Annotated in this window: 19 protein-coding genes; 13 read left to right on the plus strand and 6 right to left on the minus strand. The window is 40.7% G+C overall.

Annotated elements, in window-relative coordinates:
• The first annotated feature begins 82 nt into the window (after window positions 1-82).
• Both lptF and lptG read left to right on the plus strand, forming a co-directional pair.
• The gene (lptF, locus tag DC083_RS01665; protein WP_109188531.1) at window positions 83-1,138 is read left to right on the plus strand and encodes an LPS export ABC transporter permease LptF; all 1,056 of its coding nucleotides are present in this window, start codon (window positions 83-85) and stop codon (window positions 1,136-1,138) included.
• A gap of 31 nt (window positions 1,139-1,169) precedes the next feature.
• Window positions 1,170-2,207 (plus strand): LPS export ABC transporter permease LptG, encoded by a 1,038-nt coding sequence (gene lptG / locus DC083_RS01670; RefSeq protein ID WP_109188532.1) that lies wholly within the window; start codon window positions 1,170-1,172, stop codon window positions 2,205-2,207.
• 307 nt (window positions 2,208-2,514) lie between these two features.
• Here lptG and DC083_RS01675 read toward each other — a convergent pair whose 3' ends face one another.
• The 5 genes from DC083_RS01675 to hfq all read right to left on the minus strand — a co-directional run bounded on the left by DC083_RS01675 (window position 2,515) and on the right by hfq (window position 8,283).
• Window positions 2,515-3,813 (minus strand): adenylosuccinate synthase, encoded by a 1,299-nt coding sequence (locus tag DC083_RS01675; RefSeq protein WP_026878373.1) that lies wholly within the window; start codon window positions 3,811-3,813, stop codon window positions 2,515-2,517.
• Window positions 3,814-3,880: 67 nt separating this feature from the next.
• Complete coding sequence (hflC, locus tag DC083_RS01680) at window positions 3,881-4,936, minus strand: protease modulator HflC (protein WP_026878372.1); 1,056 nt, start codon at window positions 4,934-4,936, stop codon at window positions 3,881-3,883.
• An 18-nt stretch (window positions 4,937-4,954) separates the two neighbouring features.
• Entirely contained in the window at window positions 4,955-6,301 is a 1,347-nt protein-coding gene (hflK, locus tag DC083_RS01685; RefSeq protein ID WP_109188533.1) for an FtsH protease activity modulator HflK, read from the minus strand.
• A gap of 279 nt (window positions 6,302-6,580) precedes the next feature.
• Entirely contained in the window at window positions 6,581-7,897 is a 1,317-nt protein-coding gene (hflX, locus tag DC083_RS01690) for a ribosome rescue GTPase HflX (protein WP_109188534.1), read from the minus strand.
• A gap of 119 nt (window positions 7,898-8,016) precedes the next feature.
• On the minus strand, window positions 8,017-8,283 hold the full coding sequence (hfq, locus tag DC083_RS01695; RefSeq protein ID WP_109188535.1) for an RNA chaperone Hfq: 267 nt from the start codon (window positions 8,281-8,283) through the stop codon (window positions 8,017-8,019).
• Between the two features lie 310 nt (window positions 8,284-8,593).
• Between hfq and DC083_RS01700 the strand changes: the two genes are divergently transcribed.
• The 11 genes from DC083_RS01700 (at window position 8,594) to DC083_RS01750 (ending at window position 18,249) form a co-directional block, all read left to right on the plus strand.
• A complete protein-coding gene (locus DC083_RS01700) occupies window positions 8,594-9,391 on the plus strand; it encodes a Cof-type HAD-IIB family hydrolase (RefSeq protein ID WP_109188536.1) in 798 nt (265 codons plus the stop codon).
• A 266-nt stretch (window positions 9,392-9,657) separates the two neighbouring features.
• Window positions 9,658-10,455, plus strand: coding sequence for a phosphatase PAP2 family protein (locus tag DC083_RS01705; RefSeq protein WP_109188537.1), 798 nt, complete (start codon window positions 9,658-9,660; stop codon window positions 10,453-10,455).
• 331 nt (window positions 10,456-10,786) lie between these two features.
• Window positions 10,787-11,551, plus strand: a complete 765-nt coding sequence (gene yaaA, locus DC083_RS01710) for a peroxide stress protein YaaA (protein ID WP_109188538.1) — start codon at window positions 10,787-10,789, stop codon at window positions 11,549-11,551.
• Between the two features lie 326 nt (window positions 11,552-11,877).
• Entirely contained in the window at window positions 11,878-12,414 is a 537-nt protein-coding gene (gene orn, locus DC083_RS01715; RefSeq protein WP_109188539.1) for an oligoribonuclease, read from the plus strand.
• Between the two features lie 151 nt (window positions 12,415-12,565).
• A complete protein-coding gene (locus tag DC083_RS01720) occupies window positions 12,566-13,048 on the plus strand; it encodes a phosphatidylglycerophosphatase A family protein (RefSeq protein ID WP_109188540.1) in 483 nt (160 codons plus the stop codon).
• A 14-nt stretch (window positions 13,049-13,062) separates the two neighbouring features.
• Entirely contained in the window at window positions 13,063-13,677 is a 615-nt protein-coding gene (locus tag DC083_RS01725; RefSeq protein WP_109188541.1) for a thermonuclease family protein, read from the plus strand.
• Between the two features lie 76 nt (window positions 13,678-13,753).
• Entirely contained in the window at window positions 13,754-14,860 is a 1,107-nt protein-coding gene (locus DC083_RS01730; RefSeq protein WP_109188542.1) for an MlaE family ABC transporter permease, read from the plus strand.
• Between the two features lie 12 nt (window positions 14,861-14,872).
• A complete protein-coding gene (locus DC083_RS01735; protein ID WP_109188543.1) occupies window positions 14,873-15,700 on the plus strand; it encodes an ABC transporter ATP-binding protein in 828 nt (275 codons plus the stop codon).
• Window positions 15,684-16,628 (plus strand): MlaD family protein, encoded by a 945-nt coding sequence (locus DC083_RS01740; protein ID WP_109188544.1) that lies wholly within the window; start codon window positions 15,684-15,686, stop codon window positions 16,626-16,628. The genes DC083_RS01735 and DC083_RS01740 overlap by 17 nt, the downstream gene beginning before the upstream one ends.
• Before the next feature lie 137 nt (window positions 16,629-16,765).
• The gene (locus DC083_RS01745) at window positions 16,766-17,359 is read left to right on the plus strand and encodes an ABC-type transport auxiliary lipoprotein family protein (RefSeq protein ID WP_109188545.1); all 594 of its coding nucleotides are present in this window, start codon (window positions 16,766-16,768) and stop codon (window positions 17,357-17,359) included.
• A gap of 26 nt (window positions 17,360-17,385) precedes the next feature.
• Complete coding sequence (locus tag DC083_RS01750) at window positions 17,386-18,249, plus strand: NUDIX hydrolase (protein WP_109188546.1); 864 nt, start codon at window positions 17,386-17,388, stop codon at window positions 18,247-18,249.
• A 338-nt stretch (window positions 18,250-18,587) separates the two neighbouring features.
• Here DC083_RS01750 and cls read toward each other — a convergent pair whose 3' ends face one another.
• Window positions 18,588-20,072 (minus strand): cardiolipin synthase, encoded by a 1,485-nt coding sequence (gene cls / locus DC083_RS01755; RefSeq protein ID WP_109188547.1) that lies wholly within the window; start codon window positions 20,070-20,072, stop codon window positions 18,588-18,590.
• Between the last annotated feature and the right edge of the window lie 46 nt (window positions 20,073-20,118).

Genomic DNA, 20,118 nt, shown 5'->3' on the forward strand with positions numbered 1-20,118 from the left:
AGCCCTTAATAATCCATAAGGATGATTGAAATTAATGGGTTATGATATAACCATTCTATTAGATGCAGGAGAATGATCCCGAATGAAGCTTATAGATCGCTATATCCGCAGAGAGATCTTAACCACTTTCGCGGCGGTGCTTTTAGTATTGATCTCAATACTATTAGTGCAGCGCCTTGCGTTCTACCTCAATCAAGTGATTAACGGCACGCTGTCACAATCCGCTGTTTTTTCCCTACTCGGATTACAGATCGTTCGCTTTATTACGGAACTTCTCCCGCTCAGTTTTCTACTCGCCTCTATTCTCGCCTTTGGCCGGCTCTATAAAGATAGCGAGATGACCGCCTTTTATGCGTTAGGAATGCCGGTTAAAAGGCTCTATCGCATTCTATTACAAGTGGGGATTCCACTCAGTTTTGTAGTACTCGTTTTAAACTTCTGGATCGTCCCGGAAATTGCTCAAATTCAAGAGATTGTCCTTAAAAAAGCCCGCGAAGAAGCGCAATTGACTATTCTTAAACCCGGCGTATTCCAAAAATTTGCCGAAGGACAACATATTGTCTATGTACAAAGAATCAATCCGAATACCGGCTATCTTGAAAATGTCTTTATCAAGAGCAATGAGGCAAATGGCAATACGGCCATCACCTTTGCCAAAGAAGGTTTACAAGAGATTGATGAGAATAATACTCGCTTTATCATTCTCAAAGATGGCGCGCGGACAACCATTACCCCTGAATATTCAGAAGTAGCCCACTTTGAAGTGATGCGTACTCGCTTAGATACCACCAAACAAGATAACTGGCCTAAAGCGATTGCTTGGAGTACGAAAGAACTTTTTGAGAATCCATCGCCCCTCTATAAACGAGAATTACAGCGTCGCCTCTCAGGCTCGATCTCGGTCTTCTTACTCATACTGCTGATTCCGGCTCTGTCACATTCAAGACCTCGTCAAGGACGCTTCAATAAGTTAATTATTGGCGTAATCTTCTATGTCTTCTACTTTAACCTGTTAGGAATGGGGCTGGCTTGGATGAAAAATGGCACCGTAAACCCGGATTTGGGAATTTGGTGGATTCATATCCTAATGTTTATCGTGGCGTTTATTGTCTATAGACGCTATAACCGATCGCTCTAATGATCACTTTTAACGAGGATAAGAGAATAATATGTTAAAAATTGATCGTTACACCTTTACCACATCGTTACTATTTACGCTATTTTGTCTATTACTACTCATCATTATTGAGAGTTTCTTCACTTTTCTCAATGAGTTACAAGATATCGGCGATGATCAATATCAACTCGTTGATATGATTAAGTTCTTACTCTACGATATGCCGGCGCGGGTTTATCGAATCTTCCCAATGGCACTCTTACTCGGAACCTTATTAGGATTAGGGCAACTCGCAAGCCACAATGAGCTCACAGCCATTCGAACAGCCGGCTTTAGTAAAGCAAGAACACTTCGAGGCGCAATCTATACAACGTTACTTCTGAGTGCTGCGATTGTCTGGGTTGGGGAATATATTGTGCCGCCAACACACGAGGAGGCGCTTGTCGTCAGCCATAAAAATAGTTCCAATAAAGGTTTTTGGGCGATTGATGGCGATTATATTATCGAGGTTAATTCATTAGAGAATTTAACACTCAAAAATATCAATGTCTATTCATCTAAGGATCAAGCACTTCACAAATGGATTAAAGCGCCGGAGATGGTCTTAAGCAATAATGAGTGGGTGATGCCTAGCTTTACGGAAATCACATTTAACCCGGATATCATTACCGATCAGAAAGGGCAAGATTTCGCGCTCAATACCCATATTGATAAGACTGCGCTCAATGCCTTAGTCAATGATCCAGAATATCTCTCAAGCCAGGATCTTTGGCGCTTCATTACCTATCTTGAACAGAATAATCTCGATAGTAGTGAATATCGCCTCGCATTCTGGAGTAAGATCTTTAATCCGCTGATCAATATCTCAATGATTCTGATTGCTGCCCCCTTGGTCTTTGCCCAACAACGCCGGCAAGGGATTGGTGAACGGATTCTGATCGGTGTCATTCTCGGACTAATCATCTATCTGATGACGCAGATGCTCGGGCATTTTATCCTCATTTCAGGATTCCCGCCCATCATCGGCGCACTCTTCCCGGCCATATTTGCAATGTTGATCGCTTACGGGCTCTTTAAGTTACTACCGTAATCAATCTACTCCCATCATTGATCGAAATCCTCAGATCATAGACCTAACAAAAAGCCCTAACAGATTTCTCTATTAGGGCTTTGTCTCGTTGGTAGTAAGATACCGTTCAAAACAAGCTTGTTTTTTAATGCCAGCGCATCGGCTGATTGAGGCAAGGAAGCTGTTCTATCCGGACTTTTGCAAATATTGCTTAGAAAGGGTTTTATGTTCTTTTAAAATCCTATACTAACCGCTTTAAAAACATTCTTCTTGAAACAAATTGACTATCAAACAACCACTCGTCAAAAACAGCATTAAACTGAATATCTTATTCGTTGTCGAACGGATCTCTTAATACAAGCGTCTCATTACGATCAGGTCCTGTTGAAATAATATCCACCGGCACTTTCAATAATGTTTCAAGGCGTTTGATATAGTTTTGCGCAGCAACAGGCAAAGCATCGAATGACATAATACCTACAGTGCTTTCAGACCAACCTGGCATTGTTTCATAGATTGGCTTACAGCGACCAAAGTTTTCGGCACCATAGGGAGGATATTCCACAACTTCACCATCTAATTCATAGCTTGTACAGATTTTAACTTCATCCATCCCATCTAATACATCTAACTTGGTTAAGCAGAGGCCTGATAAGCTATTGATATCAATAGAGCGTTTTAATACCGGCACATCAAACCAACCACAACGGCGCGCACGACCTGTCACTGAACCAAACTCGTGACCACGCTCGGCTAAACCTTGGCCGATTTCACAAGTTAATTCTGTAGGGAATGGACCTGAACCGACACGAGTCACATAGGCTTTCACAATCCCTAATACATAATCTAATGCTAATGGACCCACGCCTGTACCTGTTGCCGCACCGCCTGAAGAGGTATTACTTGATGTCACAAAAGGATAGGTTCCATGATCGATATCGAGGAAAGTACCTTGTGCGCCTTCAAACATCACTTTTGCACCACGATCCCGAAGCTGTTTCAGCTCATATGAGACATCCGCAACAAGCGGAAGAATACGTTTTGCCAGTTCCATCGTCTCTTCATAAACAGCCTCTACAGATAATGGCTCTTTACCAAGGTAGTTCACCAACATAAAGTTATGGTATTCCATCACGCTTTCAAGTTTTTGACGGAAAATCTCAGGATAGAAGAGATCAGCGACACGCACCGCACGACGCGCTACTTTATCTTCATAAGTAGGACCAATACCGCGGCCTGTGGTACCGATCTTATTTTTACCCAATTTCTCTTCACGCGCTTGGTCAATCGCCACGTGATATGGCATCACTAAAGGACACGCTTCAGAGATTTTAAGACGTTGATCTACATTAATACCACGACTTAATAACTCATCCATTTCAGATAGAAGGGCAGCAGGAGAGAGCACAACACCATTGCCAATATAGCAAGTGACGTGCTCACGCAAAATCCCTGAAGGGATCAGGCGAAGAACCGTCTTCTCTCCGTTAATTACAAGTGTGTGCCCTGCATTATGGCCACCCTGAAATCGAACAACGGCTTCAGCTTTATCTGTGAGAAGGTCTACAATTTTCCCTTTTCCTTCATCGCCCCATTGCGTTCCGATAATAACAACATTATTACCCATCTAATTTTTTCCTCATAAAAATAGAATAAGGCGACTAGCGCCTTAATTTAACAATCAATTGTTTTTGTTACTGCTTTTGCTGAAAGTGCTTAAAGAAATCACTGCCAGGATCGAGAATTAAGATATCTCCATCATTCTGAAAGGCATTCTTATAAGCCTCTAAGCTTCGATAAAATGAGTAGAATTCAGGATCTTGACCATAAGCTTGACCATAAATCACAGCCGCCTCTGCATCTCCTTCCCCGCGAATTTTCTCAGCTTCTTCGAATGCAGTTGCGAGTAGAATCACACGATTACTATCTGCTTCCGCCACTTTCTCAATGTAAGCTGCTTCCCCTTTAGAACGAAGCTCTGTCGCAACACGTTCACGTTCTGTACGCATACGATTAAAGACATTATCCGTCACATCATCGGGTAATTCAACACCATTAATACGAACATCAATAATCTCAACACCATACTCTTTTGCTTCCACTGAAAGCGCTACTAAGATAGTTTTTTCGATCTCTTGACGAACAGTATTATTCAGATCAATCTCTTGTCCTGCGATCACCGGAGTCACATTCTCTTTGCTACGAATCACGATATCGATATCTTCTGCATGAATCTCTTCGAGCGTTTTAGGGTCTAAGGCTAACGCATCACTTGGTTTATCCACAACGATCACTTTTGAATTATCGCCATATTTAGTACTTTTCGCGGCAACGTTACCCCCGACAACCGTTTGAACATCACGCTTACCGAATGCTGCACGGAAGTTGTTTTTCACAATAGGTTCAAAAAGGCGATTAAAAACACCTGGATTACCCGCGACTTTTTGGTAGTAGACTTCAGGATCAATGACGCGCCATTTGATAAAGGTATCCACGATCAGATTTTTCTTCTCTGAAGTGAGAAATGGCTCTGGCGGTGTATCTAATGTTTGAATACGACCATCAAAAATTCGTACATTATCAATCAAAGGAAGTTTAAAGTAGATTCCTGGCTCATCATAAACGGTTACGATACGACCAAAGCGCAATTGTAACCCTTTCTGCCACTCTTTCACCACGACTAATGAGCTCGTCAATACGACAAGAACAATCACCACAATGGGAAGAATAATACGTGTAAATAATTTCATATTGAATGACTTCTCCTATTAACGAGTGAGACGTGCACGACTTCTGCTATCATCGCTAGTCGTTGTCGAAGGGGTGGTCGTTGTCGATTTCTGACTGTTATTCAGTTCAGCTTTCGTTGTTTTTGCCGGAGTAGAGGACATTTGCACGCCACTATTAATCGGGGTTACACCCATATTATTGGCACTACTGTTAGCTCGACTATTGCTACCCTTGTCAGTATTATTGCTGTTATTGCTATTAATCATCTTATCTAATGGCAACATCATCAAATTATTACCGCTATCGGAACCCATATAGAGCTTATTGCTATTTTGTAACACTGTTTCCATATTCTCTAAATAGAGACGCTCACGCGTCACATCGGGGGCATTGCGATAGGCTGTATAGAGGCGATTAAAACGCTCTGCTTCCCCGCGCGCTTGTGCCATTTTACTTTCACGATAGGCTTCTGCTTCCCGTAAAATACGTTCCGCTTCCCCGCGCGCTTCGGCGTGTACTTTACTCTGATAGGCTTCTGCTTGGTTAATTCGGCTCTGCTCATCTTCCCTTGCACGAATAGCATCTGAGAAGGCATCTTGTACCGCTGCTGGAGCCTGTGCATCTTCTAAGTTGACGTTAGTAATGACAAGGCCAATCGCATAGTTATCTAAAATACTTTGCGCCAGTTCTTTCACTTCTTGCATCAACTGCTCACGACCATCTGTCAAGATATCATCTAGCGATGTCTGCCCCACTCGCTCACGAGTCGCACTATCCACCACTTCTTTGAGGGTTTTATCAGGGTCAACCGAAGCAAACCAATATTGCGCCGGATCATCATTATTAATCTGATATTGTACTTCAACATTCACATCCACAAGATTCTCATCTTTCGTCAACATCGAGGCTTTACGATTTCCCTTAGCCGTTGAACCAATTTTTTGTGAGAATCGGCGCTGAATATCGATGATACGATGTTCCCCAATAGGACTTGGGAAACGCCATCTTAAACCGGGATCTTTAGTCGCATGATACTGCCCTAGCAGTAGCTCTACCCCTTTTTGTCCGGCATCAATGGTATAAAACCCCGTTGCAAGCCAGCCGCAAAGCAGTACTGCACCACCGATTGCGATATATTTACCAATGCCACTTGAGTGCCCTTGTCCGCCTCTACCGCGAAAAGCGCCGCCAAGTTTTTTAAAAATTTCATCTAAATCAGGCGCTGAACCATTTTGATTATTGCGATTATTAGGGTCATTGGGGTTATTAGAACCATTATGCCCATTCTGATCTTGAGGTTTTTGTGGATTTGATTGATTTCCACCCGATTGATTTTGCCCATCTTTCGGTGCTTCCCAAGCCATCTCTAAGTTATTTTCCTTCATTTAATCCCTTTGATAATTCTGCTGACCATCTCAACAATGATCCTATGAATATTCTTTTTCAAATAATCCGCTAGATCTCAGATCTTATCCCATTTTTATAGCGACAATTCGACAAGATAGCAATTTTTTAGCCAATTTGCACCTATCATCGCATCGCTTTTCATCTTCATAAATATGATCTTATAATACTTTGCTTTAATCCCTATCACTCATTCTATTCAACTATGCGATCTCTCTATAACAACCCTTATTTCATAGAAAATTTTATTGCATAGAAAACTAACTAATCACTGAAGTGAAATAGCCTGAAGTCTCCGGCATCTCTTTTAAAAGACGCATCAAGCGATAACGCGCCAGATAGAGCTCTAAAATGAACTCTCCTTTCTCCCCAAATTGTTCATCTTTGACCGCATCTAACCGATAGAGTTCTGCTCGTAACCGCCCTTCGCTTGGCGGTAAGGTCACGGAAAGCGCTAGATGATTTTGCTGAAAATGCGTTGCAATAGCATCAATTAAGAGCGAGAGCCCTTCCTTTTTAACTACCGAGAGCCACACGGCTGTTGGTAAACCACGCTCATTTTCAGATATATGGGGATTAATTTCTGGTTTTAAATCAATTTTATTAAAAACTTGCAATCGAGGAACTTGATCCGCTTTAATCTGCTCAAGCACATTCGACACCTCTCGCATCTTCAATTCCCGCTCTTTATCGGCGACATCAATCACTTCTAAAAGTAGATCGGCCTCCACCGCTTCCTGCAAGGTTGATTTAAAAGCTTCCACAAGATCATGCGGTAATTTAGAGATAAACCCTACTGTATCCACCAATACAATTCGACCGACATGAGGAATTTCAATAGCTCTATGAGTGGGATCTAATGTGGCAAAAAGCTGATCCTGTACATACACACCGGCATCGGTTAACGCATTAAAAAGGGAGGATTTTCCAGCATTGGTATAACCCACTAGCGCCACAGTGGGGACTTCATTACGCTCTCTAGAGATGCGTTCTTGTGCCCGCATTTTAGTCACTGATTCTAATCGTTTTTTAAGCTGGCGAATACGATCACTAATAACCCGGCGATCCATTTCAAGGCGGGTTTCCCCAGGTCCTCGTAGACCAACGGCACCTCCTCGCTGTTGCGAAAGATTGGTATGTTTCCGCACTAAACGGGTTGCAAGCCGGGTGAGCTGTGCTAATTCCACTTGCAACTTCCCCTCAAAGCTCTGCGCTCTTTGGGCAAAGATATCGAGAATCAAACCCGTGCGATCGACTACTCGAATATCACAAAGACTCTCAAGATTACGATTTTGGCTCGGTGTTAAATCATGATTAATCAAGATCACATTCGCATCATAATCTTGCACAGCTTGGCAAATCTCTTCTGCTTTACCAGTGCCCACGAAATATTTATGATGCGCTGTCTGCCGGCTACCGGTAATCGTAGTGGCAATTTCAACACCCGCTGATGTGACTAATTCACAAAATTCTGCTAAATCCCCAGGCTCACTCTCCGGCATTTCCAAAGAGACGATCACTGCACGATCATGCGGATGGGATAATAGCTCTGAAGCTTCTTCAATAATTTCGGTCATTATAACTGCGAGAGTACCTCAATAAGAAAGAAAGGGCGATGAGCTTTAGCAGATCGCCTATTAGAATTAGATTTCGAGTTGAATTTCGACAATAATCGATAACTCAGTAATAGTATATCCTATACTTCGTCAGAAGCCGTCTCTTCGAAAGAGGCTTCATCATCAGTCTCAAGACCAAGATTGATATTGCGAGCCGGAACAATCGTAGATACTGCATGTTTGTAGATCATTTGACTAACGTTAGAACGAAGTAAAATCACAAATTGATCAAAAGATTCGATTTGGCCCTGTAATTTAATTCCGTTAATTAAAAAGATCGATACGGGAACACGTCCCTTACGCAGTAGATTTAAAAAAGGATCTTGAAGAGATTGCATTTTTGCCATGTTGGTTCTCACTTATTCGTTTTTATCATTCATTGGAGGAGTCCATCATTTATAGCGCTTCGCTACAAGACAGCCGACTCTGCTTAGTGAACCTCACAATAGAGGTTAATACCTTTGTAATTATAATGCATTTCAGCATTTAAAGAGAAATAACTTTTCTTTGAAATTAAAAATCGACACGATAATTCAAATATTCTTGTGAATCATTGTGATGATCATCGCAATCTAAGGTTGTCGAATGTGGGTGAACACTTTATACTTTTAGAGGGCATTAATCAGTGATGAATCAGATAACTAAAAGGAATATCGAATGACTTTTAAAGCACTCTTTTTGGACTTAGATGGCACAAGTCTCAATGATCACAACAGCTTATCTCCTGCATTACAAGCGATTCTCACAAAGCTTAGAGAAGATGGATTACAAGTCATTTTTAGTACCGGTCGAAGCTTCGCCGGCGCACTGCCTTTTGCTAATGCCATTGGTGGAATCGATTATATGATCAACTACAATGGCGCTCGAGTATTTGATTTCCGTAAGGATCGTGTACTCTATGAGGCGCTCTTACCGCGCCCTGTACTAGAACAAGTATTTGAATTTTCTAAGATTCATCAATACCCACCGATTTTCTATCACAATAATGTGATCTATACCGCCGATGGTTCTGCTCATCATCACACCTGTCCCGGCGAGCGATTTGCGATCCTAGATCCCGATTATAACTGGTTAGATGAAGATATCACGAAAGCGCTCTTTGTCGTTCCCTCAGAGCAATTAACCACTTATCTTGATTTTGCACATCAGCATTTCCAAGGCGCTTCGATCTCAACCTCTTCGGCAACTTATCTTGAAGTGATGCCTCAAGGTGTCAATAAATCTGTCGGCGTTCAACATGTGTTAGAACAACTCAATATTGATCCGAAACACTGTATTGCATTTGGCGATCAGCGCAATGATTTAGAGATGCTCTCATTAGTCGGTCATCCGTATGTGATGGGCAATGCAATCGATCCTCTAAAAGTACAATTTCCTGATCGTGTCGTTCAAACGAATCTTGAAGATGGCGTTGCTAAGACACTTGATCGGCTCTTTAAACTCAACTATTTCTAAATAGCGCCCCTTAGTTTCTTGAAAGCACTGCTTTGAAAGACATTTTTGAAAGACCTTTTTGAAAGGTCTTTTTACATTCAGTCCATAAACTAGCACAAAAGAGATCTTATAATCATCATTGATATTTATCGATATAAAATGATCAGCTTTGTGCCTTGACCTGCATTCTATCGTTATTCTTAATAGTTGCCTCTTCATAGAAAGATCGCTAGACTTGATCGTTTCTCATTTCTGAATTTTTCTACTGTTAATAAGAATAAACTATAATGATGACTGTAACTATTGCCCCTTTTTCTAAACTCGTCAAAAATTTGACCCTCACATTTATCCCACTCATTCTAATCCCTATCATCATTTGGCTGACAGGCTGGCATTGGGAACATACACAAGATTATCAATTTTGGGACTTTCTACTCTTTATCGTCACAGAAACAGGATCAACGCCCTACTTTGCGCTCTTAACATCATTAGTGTTAGCGATTGCACTGAGCATGCGTTGTCAACGTTTGCAACATCATTGGGTCATTATTTTCCTAAGTGTATTAGTTCTACAAGGTGCGACACAAATAGTAAAATCTGCGATCAAATATGCATTGGAAGAGCCCCGTCCTTACATGAGCTATGTCGTTGAGCAAGGTGTTGAGATCGACACTTTTTACGAGCTTCCCCGCAAAGAACGGGCAGAAATTATCGCTGAAACTGTAGAGGATGACACACAAACACCTTCATGGCTTCAAAATCATTGGCAACATGAAACAGGTTACTCATTTCCTTCAGGGCACACGATTTTTGCTGTGATGTGGGCGATGATTATTGTAGGATTTTTAACTCGAGAGCAAGATTCTAAAACTTGGTTATTCGGTGGACTGATCACAATCTGGGCTGGTTTAATGATGATTAGTCGTGTACGACTTGGTATGCATTTCCCCATAGATCTATTTGTGAGTACAATTTTAGCTTATCTTATTGCGCTACTCTTCTTCTATCTACTGGCTAAGAGAGATCAAGCTTTCTCTGCCGGGATTGAAAGGCCGGAAGTCCCGGAATCTCATTATCGACAATAATTCATCAGCAATAATGTCAATAAGAATAATTCAATGAGTATCAACGCATTTCAAGCTTTAAAATAATATCACCCATATTATTATGATAAAATTACTATAATATATTCGCGTTATTCCAAAAGTAAAAAAATAGTGAGCTAATCAACAAGGGATACAAATCTTTCACATCTATTCAAAAAAATCTTTGTAATCCCCTTGTATAAGTGCGTTATTTTCTATAAAACTAAATAGAAGACTTATTAGTTGCCTAGATCGCAATCAGTCATAATCTAGGCCTTTATCTTCAGAGATCACAGCGATAACAATAAATAGATAATCAATGAGGACAACTATGCTATTTCTACTCTCCCCTGCAAAAATGTTGGATGAACATACGCCCCCACCGATCACAAGTTTAGATCAGCCAACACTTTTAGAGCAGTCTCAACAACTTATCAATATTTTGCGTCATTATAGTGCTAGTGACTTACAGACTTTAATGAAGATCTCTGAACGTATTGCCGTTCAAAATCAAGAACGATTTGCACAATTTGAAACACCCTTTAATTCACAGAATGCAAAACCTGCAATCTATCTCTTTAATGGGGATGTTTATCAAGGTCTGTCTGCCTACAATCTTCCTGAAGAGTGTATTCAATTTTTGAATAAACATCTTGCTATTCTCTCAGGGTTATACGGCGCGGTTCGTCCTTTAGACCTTATCGCACCTTATCGTCTTGAAATGGGAACACCGCTCCCAAATGAACATGGCAAAAACCTCTACGATTTCTGGGGCGATACCATTACTGAATATCTCAACGATCGCATTGATGAAACCGATGCAAAAGTCGTGATTAATCTAGCATCGAATGAGTATTTTAAAGCAGTAAGACCTGAAAAACTCAAGGCTCGCGTGGTCACACCGATCTTTAAAGATTATAGTAATGGTGAGTATAAGGTCATTGGCGTTTACGCTAAAAGAGCTCGCGGATTGATGACTCGCTTTGCTTGTGAGAATAATATTACCGACCTACAAGATCTCAAAAAATTCAATCTCGAAGGTTATGCCTATAAACCTAATGATGTGACAGGTGAGATTGTCTTTATTCGAGGATAGACAATATTTCTCTTAAAATATATTTCTAGTCATTTATTTCATAAAAATCAATAGTGACTCTCATATCAAGCCCTCTTTCGCAGAGGGCTTTTTCATATCTAAAATTCAAGCTCAAATAACGTATCAGAACAACTATTGGATTCTGCCCCCGACATTACAGTAGACCTCCATTCATCACTTCAAGATAGCAAAAGCCGAGATTAGAATATTCCGTAATTCTCGGCTTTTGTTCATCCACTATTTCATGGATTGCTATATAACATGATATTTTCTGCTATTCATGCGAAAATAGCGCTCTTAACAATCGATGAAATGAGTATAAAGTTATGCAGAATAAAAACAATCTTCTCTGGATTGATTTAGAGATGACAGGCTTAGATGAAGAGATTCATCATATTATTGAAATTGCCTCTATTGTGACGGATAAAGATCTCAATATCTTAGCCGAAGGGCCGAGCCTTGCGATCTATCAACCTGAATCGATTTTAGCGCTCATGGATGATTGGTGCCAAAATACCCATGGCGCATCAGGATTAACTACCCGTATTCGTGAGAGTAAAACATCTGTCGAGATGGCGATGAATGCTACCATTGAATTTGCAAGTCAATGGATTCCAGCAGGCGCTACGCCACTTTGTGGCAATAGCATTGGTACTGACCGCCGTTTTCTCAAAAAATATATGCCGGCATTAGATCAATTCTGTCACTATCGCAATATCGATGTCAGCTCTTTTAAAGAGGTGGTGAAGCGTTGGTATCCTGAGGGGAAAAGCTATGAAAAACGCAATACGCACATTGCCTTAGATGATATTCGAGAATCAATCGCAGAATTACAATTTATTAGAACCCACTATTTTAAATAATTTCATGAATATCATTCCCAATGTAAAATCACCCATTGGCCAATAATCTTCTATAATATTGAGATTAACCACTGCATTGATTGTTCAGATAAGATCTTATATCTCTCTATTGAACATCCTTGAGTAATCGAACTATTCAAAGAGAAACATTATGACCCCAAAAATTACAATTAAAACTCCTTGGCAATTTTTTGCTTCTGGCTTTGGTTCCGGCATGTCTCCTGTTGCGCCAGGCACAATGGGAACGTTAGCATCTATTCCCTTCTGGTTCATTTTTGCAACGATTCTCCCAACTTGGGGCTACATCGTCATGCTGATTATCACAGCGCTAGTAGGAATTGTTATTTGCCAAAAAGCAAGCGATGAACTCGGCGTTCATGATCACGGCGGTATTGTTTGGGATGAATTTGTTGGATTATGGCTCACGATGCTTTTTGCACCGGTCAGTTGGACAGCGATCATCTTAGGTTTTCTTATCTTTCGATTTTTTGATGTATTAAAACCGTGGCCTATTAAAGTCATTGATGCACAAGTGGGCGGTGGTTTAGGAATCATGCTTGATGATATTTTAGCCGGCATTTTCTCATTAATAACGCTCCAAGTGATTCTTCATTGGATCATTCCGCTCTTCTAATAATTAAAGTCATTATGAGTTACTATCGAAAAGCCTTTTGGAAATATATCAAACAGATGGGAAGAGTTCAGTGGCAAAGAGGAAAAGGGCGATTTTTGATTGGCCTACTCTTTATCGTGATTTTAGGGGTCTCTTATTGGACATTAGAACCTGATTCAGCCTCTAAATCCACAACCACTATTGTTACCAATGATGAAGTCTATCAATGTAAAATCAAACGAGTAGTTGATGGTGATACAGTAATTGCTAACTGTCCCCCTAACAATCGAGAACAACTTCGAATTCGGGTATGGGGAATTGATGCCCCTGAAATGAAACAAGAAAATTGGGGTGAAGCGTCAAAAAGCTACCTCATTATGCTATTATCTCAAGCAGATCATGATATTATAGAAATTAAAGTTCGCGATATTGATCATTATGGCAGATACGTTGGTCAGCTTTTCCTAAACAATCTCGACCTCGGATTAGAATTAGTAAAAAATGGTGAGGCGGTAGTTTATAAACAGTACAATAACGAGGCAAACTATCTGCAAGCACAAGAGTCAGCACAAAAACAGAAGTTAGGTATTTGGAAAAAAGAGGGGGCGCAACAAGACCCCGCTACCTGGCGTAAACTCAATCCTCGGTAAGAAATATCAAATAGTCCTGTTAGTTAAGCCACTATTTACCGTCTAATTCTTACCTAATGACACAGAACCGTAACATATGATAACGCTTGAGAATAATACAATTTATATTGACGGCGCCTGGATTCTTGCTAACTTGCATACGATTCAGCAAGCAGCGCAACAGTTTCAAAAAACGCCCGTCACTACAGACGCTATCATCATTGATGGTAGTAAACTGACGAAGCTTGATACCATTGGGTGTCAAGAGCTCTATATTGCACTCAATAAACTCCCTGCTAATTGCAAAGTTGATTATCAAAACTTTGACAAAAAACAGATTGATCTCTTTCTATTTATCAAATCACGTATTGATGAAGCTGGTGTACAAAAGCAAGCGCCGGTCACAAGAGAACTCTTTGTCACGAAAGTGGGTAAACGTGTATTTAAACAATTTGATGGCATTCAGCGCTTTTTAGAATTTATCGGTGAAGTTTCTGTAATCGGTATTCAAAAGGCCTTTACCCCTTGGAATATTCGTTGGCGCGCCTTTTGGGCAAATATTCAATCTGCCGGTGTGATGGCACTCCCCATTGTAGGGTTACTCAATTTCCTCATTGGGGCGGTTATTGCTTATCAGGCAGGGAGCCTACTACAGATGTTTGGCGCAAATATCTATATCGTTGACTTTACGGCAGTTGCAGTATTACGAGTCTTAGGGCCGTTATTAACAGCGATTATTATCGCCGGTCGAACGGGGGCGGCTTATGCCGCACAAATAGGCACTATGGTGGTCAACGAAGAAGTTGATGCCCTTGAAACCATTGGGATTAACAAATATAACCAATTAGTACTCCCCAAAATGTACGCTTTAGCCATATCACTCCCTTTCTTAACATTGTTTGCCGATATCATGGCTATTTTTGGCAGTATGGTACTTTCAAATATCTACTTAGATATCTCCTTCATGGAGTTTCTACAAACCATTCCAAATACTGTAACTTGGCGTTCTCTCATGGTAGGAATTGTTCAAGCACCTGTATTTGCGATTGTCATTACCCTTATTGGCTGTTATCAAGGCTTCCAAGTTGCCGGGGGAGCGGATAGTGTTGGGCAACAGACCACAAAAGCCGTTGTGCAATCTATTTTCTTTGTCATTATCATCGTAGCACTCTTCTCGATTTTAATGCGAAATGTTGGTTTATAGAGGGAATCGATTATGCCAGAACAATTAAATACAACCACATCGACAACCTCTCAACCGAAAGCACAACCCGATGATGTGATTCGTATTGAGCACATCTATAATGCCTTCGGTTCTCATGTTGTCCACGAAGATCTCAATATGACGGTTCAGCGGGGTGAAATGATTGCACTTGTGGGCGGATCAGGCTCAGGTAAAACAACGCTACTTCGTAGCATCATCATGTTACAACCCCCGACAAAAGGGCAAGTCTATCTCTTTGACAAACCGGTTTGGGGCGCTTCTCACAGTGAAAAACAGAAATTACGACAAACCTTTGGCATGCTCTTTCAAAGTGGGGCACTCTTTAGTTCACTTACCGTATTAGAAAATATTATGGTTCCCCTGCAAGAGCACACTAAACTCAGTCGCAAAGATATGGAAGAGGTTGCGATGCTCAAATTAACACTTTCAGGGCTTAAACCTGAAGCGGCATCACTGCTTCCGAAAGATCTCTCTGGTGGAATGATCAAACGAGCTAGTTTAGCAAGAGCTTTGGCACTCGACCCTGAGCTCCTCTTCCTCGATGAACCTACAGCGGGGCTTGATCCTATTTCAGCGAGTGAATTTGATGGTTTAATGCGACAACTCAAAGAGTCGCTTAATCTCACAGTTGTCATGGTGACACATGATCTTGACTCAATCTGGGCAACAACCGATAAAGTGGCATTCCTCGGGAATAAAACGCTTATTGCCTATGAACCGATTCAAGATCTTGTTAAAAATAGCAATCCTTTAATTCAAAAATACTTCCAAGGTCCTCGTGGACGCGCGGTTGGAGAAGCTTATGGAACACAAATTTAATTACACAGTCGTTGGACTTTTCGTCCTTGGATTCTTAGCTTGCCTTATTACCCTGATTATTTGGCTAACAAACGGCTTTGAAAAGGTCAACACTATTGAATATAAAGTTATTACCAATGAGAGTGTTGCAGGCCTTTCAATCAACTCCCCAATCGATTATCGGGGGGTGAATGTCGGGAAAGTCGCGGCAATCGAACTGAATAATAATGATCCTCGTTATGTTACGATTTTACTCGATATCGATGTCGGTACGCCGATTAAGCGGGATACAGAAGCAGTCTTGATGAGTCGTGGTATTACCGGCATTGTCAATGTGAGCTTAACCGGGGGGACACCTCAAGCAGGTGACCTTTTGCCAACCAAAGAGGACCCGATTCCAACCATTAAAAATGGTCCATCTCTAGCACAACGCCTTGATGAGGCATTAGATGATATTACCCATTCATTAACGGATTTATCACAAAAATTAGGCTCGATTCTCACTACTCAAAATATCGATAATTTTAGTGATATTCTCAGCAATACCAATAGTTTTACTCAAGATCTTGCTGCAGCCGGTGGGAAAATTCGTGCCCTTACAGAGAAAGCAGGAACGACCTTAGATACTATTACACCGCAACTCAAAAGTGCCGCAGATTCGATCTATAACCTTGCGCAGCATACAAAAGACTCTGCCAAAAAACTCGATAGCATCATGACTAAAGCCAATACAGTGCTTGATAGTGCCAATGTTGCATTAGGCAGTGCAAATAGTACATTCAAAACTTGGAATGGTTTAGGCGAAGAGGCTAATGGATCGATTCAAAATATCTTCCCTACACTAGAAAATGCACTCTATAATTTCTCACTCTTAATGCAAGAGTTAGAAGCAACCCCGAATGCGATCATTATGGGTAAACCGAAACAAAAACCTGGCCCCGGTGAATAACAAGATTAAATTCATATTAAGATCAAATTTATATCAGAACAAATAGATTTATGAGTAACTTCATTAGTAACGCGATTAATCACGTTATCAATACATTCAGCAATAGAGTTTCACCGACTTTATAAGGACTATATCGTATGAAATCATTTAAAAATTGGCTGATAATCGCCATTTTACCTCTCGTAATAGCAGGCTGTGCTTCAGCGCCGGCTAAAACGAATTATCTTCTCTCAACAGAGACAACGCCGGTAGCCAATAGCGCTCATGCACTCCCTTCTCTACTTGTTTCTCAAGTACGCTCTCTCGGTCGACTCTCCACAGAGATGTTCTATAGTCGTAGCCCGAACGAAATTGAGAGCTTTACTCAAAATGAATGGGCAGCGCCTCCGGCACAGCTAATTCAAGCAGCGATTACCCAAGACCTCGATAACCGTGGTCTCTTTGAGTATGTGGTGATGGCGCCTACTAATATCTCAGCGGCTTACCGTTTAGATATGTCTATTTTAGAGATGCGTCAATACTTCCCTAATGAAACAGAGAGTTATATCACGCTTAAACTCCAAGCACGCTTAATTAATAATCGTAACAATCAAATTGTAAAAACCTATACCTATAATGAACAAGTGCCGGCACCCACTTATGATGCAGCAGGTGGTGTGAAAGCCTATAATAGCGCGCTCAATAGTATTGCAGATCGTTTAGCGCAAGCCTTAACTCGCACTGTTCGTTAATTTAAATAGGATAATAGACTTTCGTCATGCTGATAGACCTCTTCCCTTCCCTTGCCAAACCCGATTACCGTTATTATCATCCACTCTATTTTGATAAAACACCTGTAGGTTGGGTTCATCAAGCAAGAATTGAGGTCTTGACGCAATTTCCTGGATTATTTCTCATTCAAGCGAATGCTATCTATTTTCAATCTGATTTTTGTCTAGCGGATATCGCAACCCGCACGCAAATGATTGCCCACTTTTCAGAAACCTTAAGAGAAGTGGGAATTATTCAAAATTGGCGAGATGAAGCTTATGGTGTTTATCGCCCTGGAGAAGACCTACAAACACCCATTTTTACTATTGAACGAGGTGTCGCCCCATTTCTAGGCTTACGAGTTTATGGGATTCATATCAATGGCTATCAAGTTCCTGCCGATCTCGATGCACCTATTGAACGACTGTGGATTGCTCGGCGCTCTCACCTTAAAATGATTGAACCTCATAAACTCGATAATATCGCGGCCGGCGGTTTAAGTTATGGGGAAAAGCCTCTCGAAACGGCGATCAGAGAAGCGATGGAAGAAGCCGCGGTTCCCTACGATTTAGCACAACACCTCAAACCTGCGACTAAAATTAATTACATTGCAGAGTATCATCAGGCGATTCGTAATGAGTGTATTTTTGCATTTGATCTACCTTTACCGGCTGATTTTATACCGCAAATTAATGATGGTGAAGTAGAAGCCTTCTATCAAATGACACCCATTGAAATTGAGCAGGCATTACGCGCAAAAGATCAATTTAAACCCAATAGCGGCTTAGTGACGCTTGAGTTTCTCATCCGTCATCAACTTGTGCAATTACTGCCAGATGAAGCCAATGCACTATTAGAGGTTATTAGCTAAACAAATATCTCTATATCATATATAGTAAATTTGGTTTAAGAAAAATACTTTGTAAACAGCTATTATGGAGCTTTAAAAAAACATAAAACCTGACTTACCAACACTTGCAAGATGCCAGATAGAACAGCTTTCTTGCCTCGATCAACCGATGCGCCGGCATTTTGATAAGCTTCTTTTGAACCGATATTACTATAGTATAACTATCAAATAACAAAAAGCGTGGACTTGTTTGACTTCAACAATCGTTGAACTTGAACAATAGACCACGCTCTATTAATTTGAACTTACATTCTGATCATCGAGATTTCAGCCTGACTTCGAATCAACGATATAGATTCCTATAGAAGAGATGAAGCAAGATAAACAAATTTATCGGCAAATACACGATATTTAGGCCGCTTCTCCCACTCTTCTAACGTAACTTGCACCGCATTCTCCAAATCTTCATAGAATTGCGCAGTCATCTTCTCAGCAAACGCTTGGTCATACATAATGGCATTCACTTCAAAGTTCAAATCAAAGCTTCGAATATCCATATTCGCCGTACCAATCATCGCTAAACTTCGATCATAGACACTCGTCTTCGCATGAATAAAACCTTTCTGATAATGATAGATCTCAACACCAGCCTTTAAGAGATCAAGGTAGAGTGCTCGACTGGCCATTCGTACTAACATTGAATTGGTTTTTTCAGGCACAAGCAATTTCACTTTCACTTGGCTACGTGCCGCGATCTTCAACATCGTTAAAATCTGCTCTGTCGGAATAAAGTAAGGCGTTGTAATCAACACCTCTTTTTCAGCTAATGCAATTGCCTGCAAGATAGAATTCATAATAAAAGGCTCTTCTGAATCGGGTCCGCTGGCTACAATCTGCACTGCGGTAGTGCCTTTACTATCCTTAAGCGCTAATGGAAAAAGCTCTGCATTCGGTTCTACTTTCTGCTTCGCACAGAAGTTCCAATCCGAGAGAAAGAGATGTTGTAACGCATAACAGCTATACCCCTCTAAGCGCACATGCATATCCCGTAAAATCGGCTTACCGCTTGCCGGATCATTAATATAATCGTCACCAATATTGATTCCACCAACAAAGCCAATACGGCCATCAATGACAATAATTTTCCGGTGATTACGATAATTGACTCGGTTAGCCCAGAAGATAAAGAGAAGTTTCCGAAATGGAAAGACTTCAATGCCAGCTTGGCGCATCTCTTCGGCATATTTTTTACGAATATGTTTACTACCAAAGTCATCATAGATGAAGCGAACCTTAACCCCTTCTTTCGCTTTCTGAATTAAGAGATCTTTGATTTTATTACCAATTACATCATTTCGAACAATATAGTACTCAATGTGAATTGTCTCTTTGGCATTTTCAATCGCTTTAATAACTTCAGGAAATTTTCCTTCTCCATTTTTAAGCAGCATTACATCATTATTAAGACTCATCCAATGCACATCTTCCGTTGAAACAGAGTGTGCAAGGCGCTTAAACTGATCAATAACGGGATTACCAGTTGCTTCTGCGCCTTCTTCTATATGTTTGGTATATTGGTAAATCTCCTCTTTAAGATCACCGTTATATTCTAACTTCTTATCATACATCGCTTTATTGCGATAATTCACCCCTAAAGAGAGGTAGAGAATAACGCCAAATAATGGCAGAAATACGATTAAGACAAGATAACCTAATGTCTTACTCACGCTAGTGGTATCCATAATAATTTTAACGCAGACGGCTAAAATAAAGAGGATATAGATCGTCAGTGTAATCATACTGCCGGTCCATAAAAAACTGCCTTTAAGAATTGATGTAATCATATGCTTTCGTTCTATATTAGTAAGAGGTAAATGCGTGTTATTATAC

This window comes from Ignatzschineria ureiclastica, from assembly GCF_003121845.1.
GTDB classification, from domain to species: Bacteria; Pseudomonadota; Gammaproteobacteria; order Cardiobacteriales; family Wohlfahrtiimonadaceae; genus Ignatzschineria; species Ignatzschineria ureiclastica.